General features: G+C 34.8%; 13 protein-coding genes and 3 tRNA genes. 5 read left to right on the top strand and 11 right to left on the bottom strand.

Annotation, left to right across the window (positions count from 1 at the left end):
* Positions 1-39: 39 nt before the first annotated feature.
* From HM987_RS10860 to HM987_RS10850, 3 genes are all read right to left on the bottom strand, one after another.
* Positions 40-113 (bottom strand) — tRNA-Arg (locus HM987_RS10860).
* A 112-nt stretch (positions 114-225) separates the two neighbouring features.
* A tRNA-Pro gene (locus HM987_RS10855) sits at positions 226-300 on the bottom strand.
* 52 nt (positions 301-352) lie between these two features.
* Positions 353-441: transfer RNA gene (locus HM987_RS10850), tRNA-Ser, on the bottom strand.
* A 374-nt stretch (positions 442-815) separates the two neighbouring features.
* Between HM987_RS10850 and HM987_RS10845 the strand changes: the two genes are divergently transcribed.
* From HM987_RS10845 to pdeM, 4 genes are all read left to right on the top strand, one after another.
* Positions 816-1,841 (top strand): ligase-associated DNA damage response exonuclease, encoded by a 1,026-nt coding sequence (locus HM987_RS10845; RefSeq protein ID WP_179007963.1) that lies wholly within the window; start codon positions 816-818, stop codon positions 1,839-1,841.
* Positions 1,838-3,427 carry an ATP-dependent DNA ligase gene (locus HM987_RS10840; protein WP_179007961.1) on the top strand — a complete coding sequence of 530 codons (1,590 nt, stop codon included), beginning with the start codon at positions 1,838-1,840 and terminating at the stop codon, positions 3,425-3,427. Before HM987_RS10845 ends, HM987_RS10840 begins: the two co-directional genes overlap by 4 nt.
* On the top strand, positions 3,424-5,877 hold the full coding sequence (locus HM987_RS10835; protein WP_256867328.1) for a ligase-associated DNA damage response DEXH box helicase: 2,454 nt from the start codon (positions 3,424-3,426) through the stop codon (positions 5,875-5,877). Before HM987_RS10840 ends, HM987_RS10835 begins: the two co-directional genes overlap by 4 nt.
* A 173-nt stretch (positions 5,878-6,050) precedes the next feature.
* Positions 6,051-6,698, top strand: a complete 648-nt coding sequence (gene pdeM, locus HM987_RS10830; RefSeq protein WP_179007959.1) for a ligase-associated DNA damage response endonuclease PdeM — start codon at positions 6,051-6,053, stop codon at positions 6,696-6,698.
* On the opposite strand, the gene HM987_RS10825 is transcribed toward pdeM, so the two are convergent.
* From HM987_RS10825 to tsaD, 8 genes are all read right to left on the bottom strand, one after another.
* Complete coding sequence (locus tag HM987_RS10825; RefSeq protein WP_179007957.1) at positions 6,695-7,873, bottom strand: class I SAM-dependent methyltransferase; 1,179 nt, start codon at positions 7,871-7,873, stop codon at positions 6,695-6,697. The genes pdeM and HM987_RS10825 overlap by 4 nt on opposite strands.
* A 7-nt stretch (positions 7,874-7,880) precedes the next feature.
* Positions 7,881-8,969, bottom strand: a complete 1,089-nt coding sequence (locus HM987_RS10820; RefSeq protein WP_179007955.1) for an AI-2E family transporter — start codon at positions 8,967-8,969, stop codon at positions 7,881-7,883.
* Positions 8,970-9,095: 126 nt separating this feature from the next.
* Positions 9,096-9,599: a TrmH family RNA methyltransferase gene (locus tag HM987_RS10815; RefSeq protein WP_179007953.1), complete on the bottom strand. Its 504-nt coding sequence runs from the start codon at positions 9,597-9,599 to the stop codon at positions 9,096-9,098.
* A gap of 244 nt (positions 9,600-9,843) precedes the next feature.
* Positions 9,844-10,176, bottom strand: coding sequence for a hypothetical protein (locus HM987_RS10810; RefSeq protein ID WP_179007951.1), 333 nt, complete (start codon positions 10,174-10,176; stop codon positions 9,844-9,846).
* Positions 10,177-10,225: 49 nt separating this feature from the next.
* Positions 10,226-10,867, bottom strand: a complete 642-nt coding sequence (locus HM987_RS10805; RefSeq protein ID WP_179007949.1) for a DUF4159 domain-containing protein — start codon at positions 10,865-10,867, stop codon at positions 10,226-10,228.
* Position 10,868: 1 nt separating this feature from the next.
* Positions 10,869-11,573: a 16S rRNA (uracil(1498)-N(3))-methyltransferase gene (locus HM987_RS10800; protein ID WP_179007947.1), complete on the bottom strand. Its 705-nt coding sequence runs from the start codon at positions 11,571-11,573 to the stop codon at positions 10,869-10,871.
* Positions 11,573-12,196 carry a peptidylprolyl isomerase gene (locus tag HM987_RS10795; protein WP_179007945.1) on the bottom strand — a complete coding sequence of 208 codons (624 nt, stop codon included), beginning with the start codon at positions 12,194-12,196 and terminating at the stop codon, positions 11,573-11,575. The genes HM987_RS10800 and HM987_RS10795 overlap by 1 nt, the downstream gene beginning before the upstream one ends.
* Before the next feature lie 471 nt (positions 12,197-12,667).
* A complete protein-coding gene (tsaD, locus tag HM987_RS10790) occupies positions 12,668-13,690 on the bottom strand; it encodes a tRNA (adenosine(37)-N6)-threonylcarbamoyltransferase complex transferase subunit TsaD (RefSeq protein ID WP_179007943.1) in 1,023 nt (340 codons plus the stop codon).
* A gap of 191 nt (positions 13,691-13,881) precedes the next feature.
* Between tsaD and HM987_RS10785 the strand changes: the two genes are divergently transcribed.
* Positions 13,882-18,288, top strand: a complete 4,407-nt coding sequence (locus HM987_RS10785; protein ID WP_229724381.1) for a translocation/assembly module TamB domain-containing protein — start codon at positions 13,882-13,884, stop codon at positions 18,286-18,288.
* The last annotated feature ends 45 nt before the right edge of the window (positions 18,289-18,333 follow it).

The following is an 18,333-nucleotide window of genomic DNA, read 5'->3' as shown; positions in this document are numbered from 1 at the left end:
AAAACAAAAAAGCTTTAACAGAATTGTTAAAGCTTTAAGTGATCGCACTAGGATTCGAACCTAGGACCGCCTGCTTAGAAGGCAGGTGCTCTATCCAGCTGAGCTATGCGACCATAAATTATAAAATTATTTTCAGCTTTTTTGGACCGTCCCGATGAAATCGGGATGCTCTATCCAGCTGAGCTATGCTAACATTAGAGTAAACTCTAAAAATCGAAAAAAAAGTCGGGGTGGCAGGATTCGAACCTGCGGCCTCCACGTCCCAAACGTGGCGCGATAACCGGGCTACGCTACACCCCGAAAATTGATTATCTTAATCTTACTTGCAGTTGCATAAACTGCAGTAAATTAGCGGAGAGACAGGGATTCGAACCCTGGGTAAGTGTTTCCACCTACGACGATTTAGCAAACCGCTCCTTTCGGCCACTCAGGCACCTCTCCAATATGTATAAGAACATTCCTTTAAATGCGGATGCAAATGTAACGCAACATTTTAAAGAACGCAACAATTTTTTTGAGTTTTTTATAAAAACAACTCGAATATTTTACAACCTTTTATTAAGTGCATATTTATCAGGCTAATATCTGAATCACCATCAGTTTTTATATACTTTTTAGCGACTTATTAGACTATTAGCATTGTTGTTTCTTTGTATTGTAGTTTCCTTTAATTAACCATTATAATTTGACTTGGATGTTTCTAAGGCGGACATTTAAATCAGAGTATAATTTCAAATGTGCTAAAATTTAACTTTAATTTACTACTAAAGCTTTCGCTTTTTTAATAGCTTGTAAGAGATATATAAAGAAAATACATGCAGCTTATAAAATTCACAAAAAAAGGTATTTACTGTCCACAAGGTAAATTCTACTTGGATCCTTGGTTTCCTGTTGATTATGCGATCATTTCCCATGGACATGCTGATCATGCACGTTGGGGAATGAAACACTATTTATGTCAAAACGATTCTAAGGCAATTTTAAAACATCGTATAGGATCTGATATTAAGATTGAAAGCTTGGGTTATGATGAGCCCTTGCTAATCAATGGTGTAAAAGTGAGTTTTCATCCAGCTGGTCATGTCATTGGTTCTGCTCAAATCCGACTGGAATACAAAGGGTATGTCGTTGTATTTTCTGGTGATTATAAAACACAGCCCGATTTTATTTCAACACCATTCGAACCCATAAAATGTAACACCTTCATTACTGAAAGTACTTTTGGATTGCCTATTTATAATTGGAAAAGCGAAAAAGAACTTCAAAACGAATTACACCAATGGGTGGAAACTAATAAGGCCAATAACAGAACATCTGTCTTTTTGGGTTATTCTTTGGGAAAAGCACAGCGCTTAATGTCTTTGTTAGAGGGATTGGATGAAATTTATGTGCATACTGCGATTCATAATTTGAATGAAGCGATTTCAAATTCTGGAATTCGATTGCCTAAAACCACTTTAATTACGAACGATTTTGATAAAAAAGCACTTCAAAATAAAATAGCGATTATGCCGCCTGGATTGCTGGGTTCCAAATTATTGAAACGCGTTCCAAATGCAGCAACTGCCATTTGTTCTGGATGGATGCAAATTAGAGGTAATAGGCGTTGGCAATCCGTAGATGCTGGTTTTGCAGTGAGCGATCATGCGGATTGGAATGGTTTATTGTCAGCCGTTAAAGCGACTGAGGCAGAACAAGTTTATGTGACCCACGGTTCGCAAGCTATTTTTTCAAAATATTTGAATGAAATTGGAATTAAAGCCAATGAACTAAAAACCGATTTCGGAGAGGAAGCTATGGCAAAAGCAGAACAAGAATCTGAAAAAACAGTTGAAGCATGAAGCAGTTTTCAGAACTTATAAGTGCCATAGAAATCACCAACAAAACCAATGCGAAAATTGAAGCATTGGTACATTATTTTAAAGTAGCTCCAGACAAAGATAAATTATGGTTGATTGCGCTATTTACAGGAAAGCGACCTTCACGGCCTGTCAAAACCACCTTGATGAAACAATGGTGTATGGAAATCACCCAATTGCCAGAATGGCTGTTTCTTGAGAGTTATAGTACGGTTGGCGATTTGGGAGAGACTATTGCTTTGCTTTTGCCAGAACCTGCAAATAATATAGAACTGACATTAAGTGAGTGGATGTCACAGCTAAAATCATTAAAACCTAAATCTGACGACGAGAAAAAGAAATATGTTCTTAATGCTTGGAATGGTCTCAAACAGCAAGAGCGCTTAATTTTCAACAAATTAATTGGCGGCAGTTTTAGAATAGGCGTGTCAAAAAAAACCTTGGTCAATGCCTTGGCAAAACTTACCAATATAGATGCCAATCAGTTAATGCACAGTATTATTGGCAATTGGGATATCGATACCATTTCGTTTGAAGATTTAATTAATGGTTCCCATATTAATTACGATAATTCCAAACCTTATCCATTTTGCCTGGCTTACGCTTTGGAAAAGGAACTTCCTGAATTAGGCGAACCAGGAGATTGGATGGTGGAGCAAAAATGGGACGGCATTAGAGGGCAAATTGTAAAGCGTAATAACGAAATCTACATATGGTCACGTGGAGAAGAGTTGGTGACTGAACAGTTTCCTGAATTAGTGGAGACGATTTCTAAATTTAAACACGATTTCGTTCTCGATGGAGAAATCCTAGCCATGAAGGATAATTCGGTTTTATTATTTAATGATTTACAAAAGCGACTAAATCGTAAAAACGTGACTAAAAAATTACTTCAAGAAGTGCCTGTCGGTTTTTATATTTACGATATTTTAGAATTTAAGGAAGAAGATATTAGAGAGAAATCGATGATTGAAAGACGTTCAGTTTTAGAACAACTTTTTAATACCATTGATGCACAACATAATTTAAAACTATCCTTTCTAGTCGATTTTACGACTTGGCAAGACTTATATCCTATACGTGAAAATTCTAGAGCCATAAATAGCGAGGGTTTAATGTTGAAACAAAAAGCATCGCCATATCATACAGGTCGAAAAAAAGGCGATTGGTGGAAATGGAAAGTAGACCCATTAACCATAGATGCTGTGATGATTTATGCCCAAAAGGGTAGTGGTCGTCGTAGTTCAAAATATACGGATTATACGTTTGCCGTTAAGAAGGATGATAAATTAGTTACGGTTGCAAAAGCCTATTCAGGTTTAACCGATAAAGAGATTACCGAAATATCTCGATGGGTAAATAAAAATGCGATTGAAAAATTCGGGCCAGTACGAACCGTCAAGCCAGAGTTAGTTTTTGAAATTGCTTTTGAAGGTATTGCATTTAGTAATAGACATAAATCTGGCGTAGCGTTGCGTTTTCCAAGAATTGCACGATGGCGAAAAGATAAACCCGTCGAAGACATAGATACTATTGAAACCGTTAAACAATTGATAACTGCACCTTGAGCAAATTTAAAGACAGTACTGGGTTACAAATTGTCCACAATTGGATGGCTGAAAAAGGACAAAAACCGTTTCCGTTTCAAAGTCAGACATGGCAACGTTATGGCAGTGGTTATAGTGGAATGGTCGTTGCTCCAACGGGTTTTGGAAAAACCTTTTCCGTGTTTTTAGCCGTAGTCATAGATTATCTAAATCATCCCGAAAATTATCCCAAAGGATTAAAATTATTATGGATAAGTCCATTACGCTCATTAGCTAAGGATTTGGCAAAAGCCATGACAGAAGCCGCTGAGGATATTGGTTTGGATTGGTCTGTACAAGTGCGAAATGGAGATACACCTACTAGTATACGACGAAAACAAGAACGTTTAATGCCAGACGTACTTTTGACCACGCCAGAAACTATGCATCTCATGTTTTCCCAAAAGAAAAATAAGCGCTTTTTTAAAGATGTTAAATGTGTCGCTATAGATGAATGGCATGAATTGTTAGGAAACAAAAGAGGCATACTTACGGAATTAGCGATTTCACAGTTAAGACATTACTCACCGCAACTTCAAATTTGGGGCATCACGGCAACCATTGGAAATTTAGAAGAGGCTAAACACGTGTTGTTACCTTATGCGGACTTAAAAGTTACTCAGATCACCGCTAAAGAGAAAAAGAAAATTGACATTGTTTCCGTGCTTCCAGATGAAATTGAAGTGTTGCCTTGGGCTGGACATTTAGGCGGAAAGATGGTCGATAAAATTTTGCCCATTATTGATGCCAATACCACCACATTGATTTTTACGAATACCAGAGGTCAATCCGAATTATGGTACCAATTACTATTAAATGCCAATCCAGAATTAGCAGGAGTTATGGCCATTCATCATGGTTCCATAGATAAAAAATTAAGAAATTGGATAGAAGATAGTATTTCCAACGGTTCTTTAAAAGCGGTAGTTTGTACCTCTTCTTTAGATTTAGGTGTCGATTTTAAACCCGTTGATTGTGTGATCCAAATTGGTTCTGCCAAAGGAATAGCGCGCTTTATGCAACGTGCTGGTCGAAGTGGCCATTCGCCTTACGAGCGTTCAAAAATATATTTTGTGCCTACACATTCGTTGGAATTGGTTGAAGTTTCAGCCTTAAAAACGGCGATAAAGGAACAAGTGATTGAGTCACGGGATCCCATGGTTTTGACTTTTGATGTTTTGATTCAATTTATGGTCACCTTAGCGGTTGGTCAAGGTTTCGATTCTGAAAAATTATTCAATCGAATAAAGCAAGTTCATGCATTTCATTATATCACTGAAGACGATTGGCAATGGTGTTTACATTTTATTACCAATGGTGGCAAAACACTGCATTCATATGAAGAATTTCATAAAGTGATTCAAGATGAAAATGGGCTTTACAATGTGACAAGCAGAAGAATAAGTATGTTGCATCGCATGAATATTGGAGCCATTGTAAGTGAAGCTTCCATGATGGTCAAATATTTTTCTGGCGGCTACATTGGTATGATTGAAGAATTCTTTATCTCTAAGCTAAAACCTGGTGACAGTTTTATATTAGCTGGACGTATTTTAGAATTGGTAAAAATCAAAGATATGACCGCACTTGTGCGACGAAGTAAAGCAAAGAAAGCAGTTTCGCCAAGTTGGCTGGGTGGCCGTTTACCTTTAACCTCACATTTAAGTCATTTTTTGCGATTAAAATTATCCGACGCTTTAGATCCTGGACGATTGGAAAAGGAATTAAGGTTTTTAAACCCATTGATAATACGACAAAAAGACCATTCGCACATCCCAAAAGCTGACGAGTTTTTAATAGAAATGATAGAAACTAAAGACGGACATCATTTATTTATGTATCCTTTTGAAGGTCGATTGGTCCATGAAGTATTTTCGTCCTTAATGGCCTATCGGATCAGTAAGTTAAAACCATTGACTTTTACAATAGCCATGAATGACTATGGCTTCGAGTTATTGAGCGACCAAGCGTTGCCGATTAATGAAGATAATATTTCAGCATTATTAAGCAAAGAAAATTTAATGGACGACGTCATTGCCAGCATCAATGCATCTGAAATGGCATCACGAAAATTTAGGGATATTGCCGTTATTGCCGGATTAGTGGTACAAACACAACCTGGAACTCGAAAGAATAATAAAAGCTTGCAGTCGTCTTCAGGATTAATATTTAGAGTACTCGAAGATTATGAACCTGATAATTTGTTATTACGACAAGCTTACACCGAAGTTTTTAATCAGCAATTGGAAGAGGTGCGTTTACAAGCGGCATTCGATAGAATTTCAAAAAGTAAAATTATCATAAAACGTGCAAAATCGTTTACACCTTTGAGTTTTCCATTAAAAGTGGATAGCTTACGCGGTACTATGACCAATGAGAATTTGGATAAACGCATTCAGCGTATCAAAGCACAGGCTTTTAAAATTGATTAATAATTTGACTACGACCTGCAAGGTTTATATAACATAAGTTTAAGAAATACAGATATTTATGGGGTTAGGAATAAGTTAGGAATAAATTAAATTAACTGGACTTTAGGGGTGTAAAAAAATAATAATTATAATATTTTTGAAACCTTGCAGGATAAACTAAGTCAATTACCATTTTGAAAATAAGTACTAAAAATATTATAATAAATGATGAAGCGTTAACGCTTACCAATCAACGCGCACTATTTTGGAAACGTGAAAATGCCCTTATCATATCAGACGTTCATATTGGAAAAACAGCACATTTTAGAAAACACGGTATTCCAATGCCAAATGCCATTCTTCAACATGATTTGGAACGTTTAAAAACATTAATCCTCCATTTTAAAACACAAAAGCTTTGGATTGTAGGCGACTTATTTCATGCAGAAAATAATGGAGACATGTCAACCTTTAAGTTGTGGTTAGAGCAATTTGAAAACTTAGAGATTACGTTAATTAAAGGTAATCACGATAGACTTTCCAATACATTAATGGATGATTTTAATATAAAAGTTGAAACAGAACTTATGGTTCCGCCATTTCAATTTATACATGAACCGATGGAACAAGAAAATGATATGTTCTCGATATCTGGTCATATTCATCCTGGTGTAATGATTAAAGGAAAAGGCAAACAAAAATTAAGATTACCTTGTTTTCAAGTAACCAATAATCAAATGATTTTACCGGCATTTAGCTTATTTACGGGATTGAATACAAGAATAAAACCCAAAGATTGTGTCAGTTATGCATTCACGGAAACTGCTATTTTTGAGTTTTAGATTTTTGAGCAGATCACAATTATTTTTTCATCATTTAGGTTTGTGGTAAAAAAAAGGTAAACCGAACCGCCATCCTTTACCTTCAGTTTTTTACGAATATCATTAACTGCTAATGGAAAATTACGGGTGGTGATATTAGCCTTTGTAATTTTTTCTTTGGAAAAAGCTTTTTTGTTGAAAGCCAATACCTTTTCAATTTTGAATCGTCTTCCAGGAAAATCCAACAACGATTCAGACGTATAAAGATGAGAGTGTTTGTGAAGTTTATCGACCTTCAAGATATCACTAATGGAATTAAAACTTCCTGATTTTAAAATTGCCGCATTTGGTTCGTACAAGTAGGTGAGTGGTTCACTATAATTGGCTATTGCTTTTGATTCTTCATGGAAATTGAATTCAAAATACTGCGAATTCAACTTTTGTAGATTTGCGGTTTTTACCAGTACCTCATTTTCAAAATCACGTTCCAAAATCCACAATAATTCTTTTACTTCATTGTTAACTGCAACGATATTAATTTCCTTAATATTTTTCAAGTCTGAAAGTGTTGCTGATAAATCCAGTAATGGCGACGTTTTTATCATCACATTCTTGGCATATTTCAGGAATAAATTTTGATATGTTTTTATATTGGGTTCGCAGTCGGCTAATAAAAACACTTTTTGTTTAGAATCATCACGGCGTGATGGATCGATATAAATCCAATCGAATGATTGGTCAATTCGTTTTAAGGCTTCAATGCCGTTTTCGTTTAAACAGGTGATGTTTGGAACTTGTAATACTTCAAAATTATGTTTGACAATTTTTGAAAGCTCAGCATTGATTTCACAATGCGTAACGTTTTTGACTTGTTTTGAGAAGTAAAACGCATCGACTCCAAATCCTCCAGTGAGGTCAATTATATGTTGTCCTGAAATCAGTGAGGCTTTATAATCAGCCGTTGTTTCAGAGGAGGTTTGTTCAATGTTCAGTTTATTGGGAAAGTAAATATGGTTGGCATTAAACCAAGTGGGTAGTTTTTTTTGGCTTCGTTTTTTGGCTTCGATTTGTTCAACGATTAACTTAGTGTCTACACTTTCAAACGGAATGCCATTCAATACTAATGCTGATAGATCTGAATTTAAATTATGGTTTATAAATTCTTGAATTTCCTTATGTAGTAACTTTGTATTCAAATTGAAACTATAAGTCTTTGGTCAGTTTCTGAACGACATTGTAATCCGATAAAAATTCCTTCAAAATAACTTTTATCGCAGTATAAGTCGGTATGGCTACAATCATTCCTACAACACCAAATAAAATACCTGCAATGATGATCACCAAGAAAATTTCTAAAGGATGTGATTTTACACTTTTGGAAAAAATATAGGGTTGACTAAAGAAATTATCGACTAATTGGGCGATGATAAAGCCAATCATTACATAAGTGGTTTTTGGTAAAATAACCTCGCTAAAACTCTCGCCTAAATTACTAGACATACTTAAAAGCAACATTAAAAATCCACTAACCAAAGGCCCAACATAAGGTACCAAATTGAGAAGCGCACATAAAAAGGCAATGACAATAGCATTATCAATTCCGAAAACCAAGAGTACAATGGTATAAATAACAAATAGGATTAAAATTTGAAGTATTAGCCCAACAAAATAGCGCGATAATAAATCTTTTATAGCTGTAATAGAACGTTTAGAACGTTCTTCATTTCCGCTTGGCACAAATGTCATAATACCATCTTCAAACAATTTACTGTCTTTTAAAAAGAAAAATGAAATAAAAAGTACTGAAAATAAGCCGATACTAAAGCTGCCCAAACCACTTATAAAGCTGTTCAAAACGTTTGGAATAATCGCAAAATCTAATTTAGAAAGTAAGTTGGAATCTTTTATGGACTGTTCAACATCAATATGATTCAACTCAAAATAGGTAACAATTTGATTGTAGAGATTTTCGATATTGCTCTGTAATTGCTCAATATTCAATAATGCCAAATTATGACCTTGTTCTACAATTAAGGGAATAAAAAGACCTACTAAACCCACTAAAAGCCCTAAAAGCAGAATCATGGTAACGACAACTGCAATGGTATTACTAAATTTCAGTTTCTGTCTGAAAAACAAGGTAATCGGTCGCCCGATCAATGATATAACTGCAGCCACTGCAATGTAAACAATGACGGATTGAATTTTATAAAGAAAATATAGCACTAAAGCAGCGGCAAGTATCACTCCCAATGCTCTTAAGATTCCGTTGGCTATAATTTTTGAGTTCATGCGATAAATATAGTTAAAGATGAGAAATAAAATGGTTAAAATCCTGCGAGGTCTTTGAGACCTTGTAGGTATAATTTGAAATAACTAAACTTATAAGGTTTTTGGAAACTTGCAGGAAAATAAAATTTAAGAATTAAGTTGCTTAGTTATTTCATAAAGTGCAATACTTGTAGCTTGCACCACATTCATACTGCTATTGTTTCCAAACATATTGATATGGACTATGGCATCCACTTGTTCTAAAATGGTTTCGGAAACTCCAAAGTTTTCATCGCCTAAGATGAGTGCAATTGGTCGTTTTGTTTGTAATTTAAATTCGGATAGAGCCTGACTATTCTCTGTAATCTCTAAAGCAATTAGATAATAATTTTTGGATTTTAAATTTTGAATTTGCGTTTCAATAACTTCGTTTATACTGTGATTGACATACTTCTCAGTAGAGCGCGATGTTTTTGTCATTCGCTTTCCTAATGAAATATCAGACCCACAAAATATGAGTTCTTCAATATTAAAAGCATCTGCAATTCTAAACAAGCTTCCAATATTTGGTGCATTAGTTATGTTATCGCAAACTATTTTGATTGGATGTTTCTGTTTTTTGAAGTTGGAATTGTAGTGGTTGAGTTGCATAAAGCCTGAAGTTGGAAGCACGAAGAATGAAGTGAAAACTATTATAAATTATTGCTTTAGTGTTGTGATTTGCAAGTCCATGCCAAATGAGTAGGTATTGGACCAAAACATGAATAATAATAATGGTAACTGTCAACTCCAATTTTGTAAGTATGACTATTTATTGATTCCATAGTTTGAAAAGTAAAAGCCAAAACTAATAATAAAGCTACGATTTTATATTTTAGTGAAAATTTCTTCATTTCTACTTGACCATAGTTCTGTTAAAGGCACTTGATTTCTTTTTCATTTCCATCCAAAACCATATCGGAATTCCAAAAGTTAGGGTAGAAAGTAACCCAAGATTCCATAATAATGCTGTAGCTATTATGGCCATACCAATACCAACAAAAACTAAGGTATAGTCATCTTCAGCATATAATCTATTAATATGTTTTTTGGTAAAGTGTCCACAATGATTACATCGTTCGTTAAATTCATTTTTACCCATTTCCATTAATAAGCCATGTCTATCTGAAGCTTTGGTTTTAATAATATTATCTTTTTTGCACGATTCGCAACGGTAACTTAATTTCATTTCTTTTTGGTCTTTGCTCTTGGCTCTTTTATCTTGATTCTAAGAAAAATTAGTTTTCAAAAGCATACTTCACAATATTAGCGCCCATCTTTAAAGCTTTTTCCCTCACATCCTCGGGATCGTTATGCACTTCTTGGTCTTCCCAGCCATCGCCTAAATCGCTTTCAAATGTAAATAACAGCACCAATCTACTCTCATAAAAAATACCGAAAGCCTGTGGCGCTTTGCCATCATGTTCATGGATTTTTGGTAAACCGTTTGAAAATTCGTAAGCCGAACTGAATATTTTATGGTCTTTTGGAATTTCAACCAAATCACTATTCGGAAATACTTTTTTGAGTTCTTTGGTTATGTAAGGTTCCATTCCGTAATTGTCATCAATATGAAGAAATCCTCCTGAGATAAGGTAATTCCTTAAGTTTTCGGCATCATCATCGCTGAAGAATACATTGCCATGACCCGTCATATGCAACAAAGGAAATTGAAAAATATCTGTGCTACCCACTTCAACCGTTTGAATGCTTTCATTAATATTGGTGTCAATATTATCATTGCAGTATTTTACCAAATTTGGCAAAGCTGTTGGGTTACTGTACCAATCGCCACCACCTTTGTATTTCAAAATGGCAACGTCTTGGGAAAAAAGGAAGACCGTGAAAAATGTAAAATATAAAGTAAAAAAGCGTTTCATTTTATTCATTATTAAGCGCCACAGAATGACAAGCAGCAATGGCTGCAGTTTCAGTTCTTAAGCGTGTCTCACCCAAAGTTACAGGAATAAAGTTATTCGCCAATGCCATTTCGATTTCTTTAACGCTAAAATCGCCTTCAGGGCCAATTAAAATAGTACAATCGGTTGCCGACTTTAACTCCGATTTTAAGGATTTCTTATCGGTTTCTTCGCAATGGGCAATGAAAATTTGACCTTCAAAATCTTGATTAATAAAATCTTTAAAAGCAATTGGTGTATTTAGATTTGGTAAATAGTATTGCAACGATTGTTTCATGGCAGACTGAATGATTTTTTCAAAACGTTCCGTCTTTACCACTTTACGTTCGCTATTTTCGCAAATAATAGGTGTGATGGTCTCAATACCGATTTCCGTTGCTTTTTCTAAAAACCACTCGTATCTATCATTCATTTTTGTTGGCGCAACCGCTAAATGCAAATTGAAATTGCGTTTAGGCTGAAAGCTTTTTGAGGTAATGGAAACCCTACAATTCTTTTGTTCTGCCAATGTAATTTCGGCTGTAAAAAGCCAGCCTTTTCCATTTGTAATATGCAAAACGTCTCCTGCCTTTTTTCTTAAAACTTTAGCGATGTGTCGGCTTTCTTCCTTATTGAAATTAAAACTCGTCGTAGTCTCAGAAATATTTGGATTATAGAATAATTGCATTACTCAATATTTTCAGAAAATTTTAAAACCGTAATTTCCTCAATAGGCGTTCTGTTTTCAGTTTTAATAACGAGGTAGTATTTTTGATTTTCTAAATCATCAATCGGAAAAATAGCGTCAATGTCATGGTTTTCCGCAAAAGCAATGTCGTCAAATGCCTTAGACATATCTCCAGCTTTAATCCAACCTGTGTCACCACCTTTTTTAGCCGTGCGATCTATAGAGTTATGCTTGGCTAAGTCCTTAAACCGGTAACCTTGGTTGTATTGTGAAAGTACTTTGTCTCGTTTAGATAGTGCCTGGTCGTCCGAAGCATCGAATATTATAATACTGAATTTGATGTAGTCCACTTCAGCCTTATCGATGACCTTGTAAAAGGTCTTCTTAAAATCAGTTCTAATGACTTTTTTCCCACCTTTTGACATACTGAATAAATCGTTGGCCAATCTGGTTTTATGTTTTTCTTTATTGAATGTGAACAGTTTGCCTTGTTTGGGTTTGTTCTCTTTTAAGAATATGGTTGCCTCATCAGGCGTAGAAATGGAGTCTAATTGTTGTTCCAAAGCCATTTGTGAAAAACCAAATAATGGTAAAAAAAGTAAAAGTGTAAATAAATGTTTCATGTGTAGTTAATTTAGTTTGATTTAGGGTAGTACAAAACAACTAAATTTTAAGATATGATGGAAGTGAAGGTTTGAAAGGATGTTAACATTTGTTTTAACAATTTTGAAATAGGATTTGGATTGTGATTGATTTTTTGATGAATTTCGACTGGGATCACACGAATTACACGGAAAAAAAAGACACTAATTTCACGAATTATCACAAATCATTGCGTAAAAAAAATAGTTTAGATCATATATATAAAGACCCAGTTTGTCATGATTTTTAGGGAAATAGCACGAATTATAACTAATCTATAACTGAAACGAAACTTAATTCAGATACAGAATACTTAGATTTTCACGGTTATGTTGCTTTTCTACACTTTGCGCTCCTTTGCGCCTTTGCGCCTCTGCGAGAGAAAAAAATGATTCATATAAAACTAAATGTGCAATAAGAGCATACTGCATCTGTAACCTGCGACTGAATCCCTACAACTTCAACCGAGCCGTAGCCATTACATCAAAATCAGAAAAATCCTCTTCCAAATATTTCAAATACCCAACAATAGCAATCATGGCCGCATTATCTGTAGTATATTCAAATTTGGGTATATAGCTCGTCCATCCAAATTTTTGTTCAGCATCTTTTAGTGCTTTTCGAATTCCGGAATTTGCAGAAACACCTCCACCAATGGCGATATGTTTTATTCCAGTTTGTTTAACGGCCAGTTTTAGTTTCGCCATTAAAATACCGATAATGGTATATTGAATGGAAGCACAGATATCGTTTAGGTTAGCGTCGATAAAATTAGGGTTGGCTTTTACTTCACGCTGAACAAAATAAAGGATATTGGTTTTTAATCCTGAAAAACTAAAATTTAAACCTTCAACTTTTGGTTTGGTGAATTGATAGGCTTTCGGATTTCCCAATTGCGCTCGTTTATCTATTTCTGGACCAGCCGGATAGCCCAATCCTAGTATTTTCCCACTTTTATCATAAGCTTCGCCAACAGCATCATCAATGGTTTCACCTATGACCTCCATTTCAAAATAATTGCTCACTTTTACAATCTGCGTGTGTCCACCAGAAATGGTCATCGCTAAAAAAGGAAATGGTGGTTTTTTATGGTCTTTTTCGTCAATAAAATGCGCCAAAATATGCGCTTGCATATGGTTGACGTCAATCAAAGGAATATCTAAACCATAAGCCAATGATTTTGCAAACGAGGTGCCAACTAACAAAGACCCCATTAAACCTGGACCACGAGTAAAAGCCACAGCACTTAATTGTTCCTTTTTAATACCCGCTTTTTCAATGGCTTGATGCACCACAGGAACAATATTTTGTTGATGCGCACGAGAAGCTAATTCTGGCACAACACCGCCGTACGCTGCATGTATTTTTTGATCGGCCACAACATTGCTTAAAATCTGGTCATTACATAGCACAGCAGCGCTTGTATCATCGCAAGACGACTCAATTCCGAGGATATAAATATTTTCTTTTTCCATAGTCGATATTCGGTACAATAATTGTTAATTTTACAAGTTAAAGTCCAATGCCTTATTTAACAACGTATTGTTAGGGCAAAGGTACTAAGAAATCATGCATTTAAACTCATAAACCATAAACTCTTAAACTCAAAAACTTTATCAAACGGATACTCAAAATAATAGGAAAAATAATAGGCATCATATTGCTCTTGTTTTTCATTTTATTTTTGGTTTTATCCATTCCTGCAGTACAGACCAAATTAGGTAGATATGTTACGGATAGACTTAACGAAGATTTTAAAACCGACATCAATGTTGGTCGTGTTGGTCTTCAGCTCAATGGAGATATAGAGCTCAAAGATATACTGATTAGAGATTATAAAAAAGATACCTTAATTAGTGCTAGTGAGTTAAACAGCTCAATTATCAGTTTTCAAAATCTTATCAATGGCAAACTTAATTTTGGAGATATTGACCTTCAAAATGTCATTTTTAATTTAAAGACTTACAAAGGCGAAACAGATACTAATTTAGACGTATTCGTTGCCAAGTTCGATGATGATAATCCAAGAACGGGACCAAGTGAATTTCTGTTTTCATCCAGCGATGTTTCTATAGAGGGTGGAATTTTCCGGTTAATAGATGAAAATTTGGAAACCCCAAAAATCTTTGAGTTTACTGGACTAAATGCAAACACGACCAATTTTCTAATCAATGGTCCTGAAGTCAGTTGTAGAATTAATAAACTGAGCTTTAGGGATAGTAGAGGTATTGCGGTCAAAAATTTAATGGCAAATTTTGAATACACACTCGACCACATGAATTTCGGCGACCTTAACATCAAAACTGAACTGTCTGAATTAAAAGGTAATTTAAGATTTAACTATAAACGTGAAGATTTAAAGTTTTTTAAAGACAAAGTAAATGTCGAGGCAAGTTTTAGGGATTCCGATATTTCCTTGACTGAACTGAATGCTTTTTTTGATGAGTTTGGGACCAATCAACACGCAGCGTTTAATGCTGATTTATCAGGAACATTAAATAATCTGGAAGCTAAAAATCTTAATGTGAGTACCTCTAATAATACGAGAATTATTGGAGATATCACTTTTAAAAACCTTTTCAGTAATGAAGAAGACAGTTTTGCGTTGCGTGGAAGGTTTCAGAATCTCGCTTCAAATTATAACGATTTAACTGCGCTTTTACCTAGAATACTTGGAAATTCCATTCCAAGTTTGATTTCTAAAGTTGGTAATTTCAAGATACAAGGAACATCTTATATAACAGCAAAACGTGTTGAAGCTGATATTGAAATTGATACGGATTTAGGCTTTATAAATTCAGATTTATTGTTGACTAACATCGATAACATCGATAATGCCAGTTATGTTGGAAATGTGGTTTTGGATGAATTTAATATAGGAGAACTTATCGATGACCCACTGGTTAAATCCACCTCTCTAAATCTTGATGTTGATGGCAAAGGATTTACCATAGATAATTTAAAAACCAATGTAAAAGGAGAGGTTTTTGTTTTAGATTACAACGGCTATACGTATAGAGACATCATGCTTTCGGGTAAGCTTGGGAATAAGATTTTTAATGGTATAGTAAAGGCGGAGGACCTTAATTTACAACTCGATTTCAACGGGTTAGCAGATTTTTCCGAAGACCAAAAGAAGTTCGATTTTAAGGCCAATGTTGGTTATGCCAATTTAAGCGAACTGAATTTTGTAACGCGAGATAGCATTTCAGAATTTAGAGGTTTGGTAACGATGTCAGCCAAAGGAACGACGTTAGATAATGCCATTGGAACGATTAATATAAAAAATACAACCTATAAAAATCAAGACGAAAGTTATAGTTTTCAGGATTTTGATATCGTCTCTTCGTTTCAAGATGACGAACGCACCATTGCCATAAACTCACCAGACATTATTAACGGACAAATTACGGGTCAGTTTAAAACTAAGGATATTTTGGGCTTGGTTGAAAATTCCGTCGGAAGCATATATACCAATTATATACCTAACAAGGTTGATGAAGGTCAGTATATAGATTTTAGATTTAATATTTATTCTAAAATTGCTGCAGTCTTCTTCAAGGAATTAATCTTAGGAAAGAACACGTTTATTGAAGGACGAATAGAAACGGATGAAAAGGGATTTGAACTCACATTCAATTCACCCGAAATTAAATTCAAGGATTATTTTGCGAATAATATCAATGTCACTATAGACAATAGTAATCCTTTATACAACACTTATATTGAAGTTGACAGTTTAAGTGCTGGAATATATAACGCTTCACAATTCAGTTTGATTAATGTGACTAAGCGCGACACTTTATTGATTAAATCTGAATTTAAAGGCGGAAAGAACAATGCAGATAATTTTAATTTGAATCTGTTTTACACCATTGACGAGTCCAATCATTCAGTGGTTGGCTTTAGAAAATCTGACGTAAAATTTAAAGGTTACGAATGGCTTTTAAATGCACAAAAAGACACATTGAACAAAATTCGTTTTGATAGAAAATTCAAGACGTTCGATATTTTCCCTATTAAAATAACGCAAGGTGATGAGGAAATTTTGGTGTCTGGTAAAGTACAGGATTCCACCAACAAGAATTTTAATGTTGATTTTAAAGATGTACAACTCGTTAAGATTACACCACGCATCGATAGTCTGGCGTTGAAAGGTGTTGTAAATGGAAAGTTGGATGTGGTTCAAAACAATGGTGTTTATTTACCAAAATCCAATGTTGAAATAAGTGGTTTGTTTGTCAATGATTATGATTTGGGTAACCTTAAAGCTAATATTGAAGGCAATAATTCCATAACCAATTATAATGTCGATGTAACCTTGGTTAATGACAATCTAAAATCATTGGATGCTAAAGGAACGATTGACGTTTCCGAAAACAATCCACAAATAGATTTAGATGTCACGTTCGAAGAATTTCTGCTAGATCCACTAAATCCTTTGGGAGAAGGCGTTATAAGTAACATCAGAGGTTTGGTTTCCGGTTATGCTAATGTGACAGGAAGCTTGAATAAACCAGCCATTTATGGAGAGTTGTTATTGGATAGGGCAGGTCTGTCCATTCCTTATCTGAATGTAGATTATGGTTTCGATTTTGATTCTAAAGTATCACTTAGAGGTCAGCAGTTTATTTTCAATAATGTGGCCATGACGGATTCCAAGTACTTTTCCAATGGAAATTTAAATGGTTTTATTGCGCACGATAATTTTACAGACTGGAAACTTGGCTTGGAATTAACAACAGACCGACTTTTAGTGTTGAATACGGAAGAATCTGAAGACGAATTATATTATGGTACAGGATTCATTTCAGGAAGAGCTGAAATAAAAGGGCCAACTGACCAATTGGTTATTCAGGTTATTGATGGAAGAACAGAAGCAGGCACAGAGTTTTTTATTCCGCTCAATGATGCTGAAAGTTTTGGGGACAATACTTTTATTCATTTCTTAAGTCCTGAGGAAAAAGCGGCAAGACTAAAAGGAGAAATTTCTAATGTCATTGAAGTAAAAGGTTTGGAACTGGATTTTGATTTGAATGTCAACCAAAACGCAGTCATTGAAATAGTCATAGATAAAGAAGCAGGAAGCACCATAAAAGGACGAGGTGTAGGTGGTTTAAATTTCTTGATTAATACCAATGGAACATTTAATATGTGGGGCGATTTTGTGGTCTATGATGGCACTTATAATTTTAAGTATGGTGGTGTGGTTGAAAAGAAGTTTAAAGTAGAACAAGGAGGAAGTATTGTTTGGGAAGGTGATCCCATGGATGCCGAGTTAAACCTAAAGGCCATTTATGCCGCTGATGCTAACCCTTCAGTTTTATTGGATAATCCGATCAACCAAAGTATTGATGTTGAAGTCGAAATTCATTTAACAGGAAAATTAGAACAACCAGACCCAGAATTTAATTTTAGATTTCCCAACGTGAGTTCCACTATAAAATCGGAGCTGGATTATAGGTTGTCATCTAAAGACGAACGCGATAACCAAGCTTTAATGTTTTTGGCAACAGGTGGATTTTCCAGTAGTTTAGGAGGGGTTAATTTTACAGGAACAATTTCAGAGCGACTCACAGGTATTGTGAATAACTTATTTGGGACTAACAATGGAAATTTGGATGTTGGGATTGATTTTGAGCTGGGACAAGACACACCAGAATTGCAAACCAATAATAAGGTTGGTGTGACGCTTCAAACTAAAATAAGCGATAAAATTTTGGTGAACGGAAAGGTTGGTGTACCATTTGGAAGTGCCAGCCAAACGGTAATAAGTGGCGATGTGCAAATCGATTTATTACTGAATGAAGATGGCACACTCAGAGCCAAAGTTTTCAATAGAGAAAATAGTATTCGTAATTTTGGAGAAGAAATAGGTTACACGCAAGGGGCTGGTTTATCTTATAATGTTGAATTCGATTCATTTAAGGAATTACTTCAAATTATTTTTACAGGAAAAAATAGAAAAGACATAAAATCTAATAAATCGAAAGAAAAAAAGAAAAAAGATGATGAAGATTTGATGCCAGATTATATGACTATGAAGGAAAAAAAGTCAGAAAATAAATCATAAGCTCCATAAATTCCCCAAAGTTGTTAAAATACTTATTAACGAAAA

Origin of the sequence: Winogradskyella forsetii, from assembly GCF_013394595.1 — a bacterium.
Taxonomy (GTDB): Bacteria; Bacteroidota; Bacteroidia; order Flavobacteriales; family Flavobacteriaceae; genus Winogradskyella; species Winogradskyella forsetii.
The sequence above is the reverse complement of the archived record's forward strand: the minus strand, read 5'-3'. Positions and strand labels throughout refer to the sequence as shown.

Excerpts from the sequence above, each read along its gene's own strand:
- HM987_RS10810 (WP_179007951.1), bottom strand. The coding sequence starts at position 10,176 with ATGAAATTAAGTTACCGTTGCGAATCGTGCAAAAAAGATAATATTATT.
- HM987_RS10820 (WP_179007955.1), bottom strand. The coding sequence starts at position 8,969 with ATGAACTCAAAAATTATAGCCAACGGAATCTTAAGAGCATTGGGAGTG.
- HM987_RS10800 (WP_179007947.1), bottom strand. The coding sequence starts at position 11,573 with ATGCAATTATTCTATAATCCAAATATTTCTGAGACTACGACGAGTTTT.
- HM987_RS10840 (WP_179007961.1), top strand. The coding sequence starts at position 1,838 with ATGAAGCAGTTTTCAGAACTTATAAGTGCCATAGAAATCACCAACAAA.
- HM987_RS10845 (WP_179007963.1), top strand. The coding sequence starts at position 816 with ATGCAGCTTATAAAATTCACAAAAAAAGGTATTTACTGTCCACAAGGT.
- HM987_RS10815 (WP_179007953.1), bottom strand. The coding sequence starts at position 9,599 with ATGCAACTCAACCACTACAATTCCAACTTCAAAAAACAGAAACATCCA.
- HM987_RS10805 (WP_179007949.1), bottom strand. The coding sequence starts at position 10,867 with ATGAAACGCTTTTTTACTTTATATTTTACATTTTTCACGGTCTTCCTT.
- HM987_RS10795 (WP_179007945.1), bottom strand. The coding sequence starts at position 12,196 with ATGAAACATTTATTTACACTTTTACTTTTTTTACCATTATTTGGTTTT.
- tsaD (WP_179007943.1), bottom strand. The coding sequence starts at position 13,690 with ATGGAAAAAGAAAATATTTATATCCTCGGAATTGAGTCGTCTTGCGAT.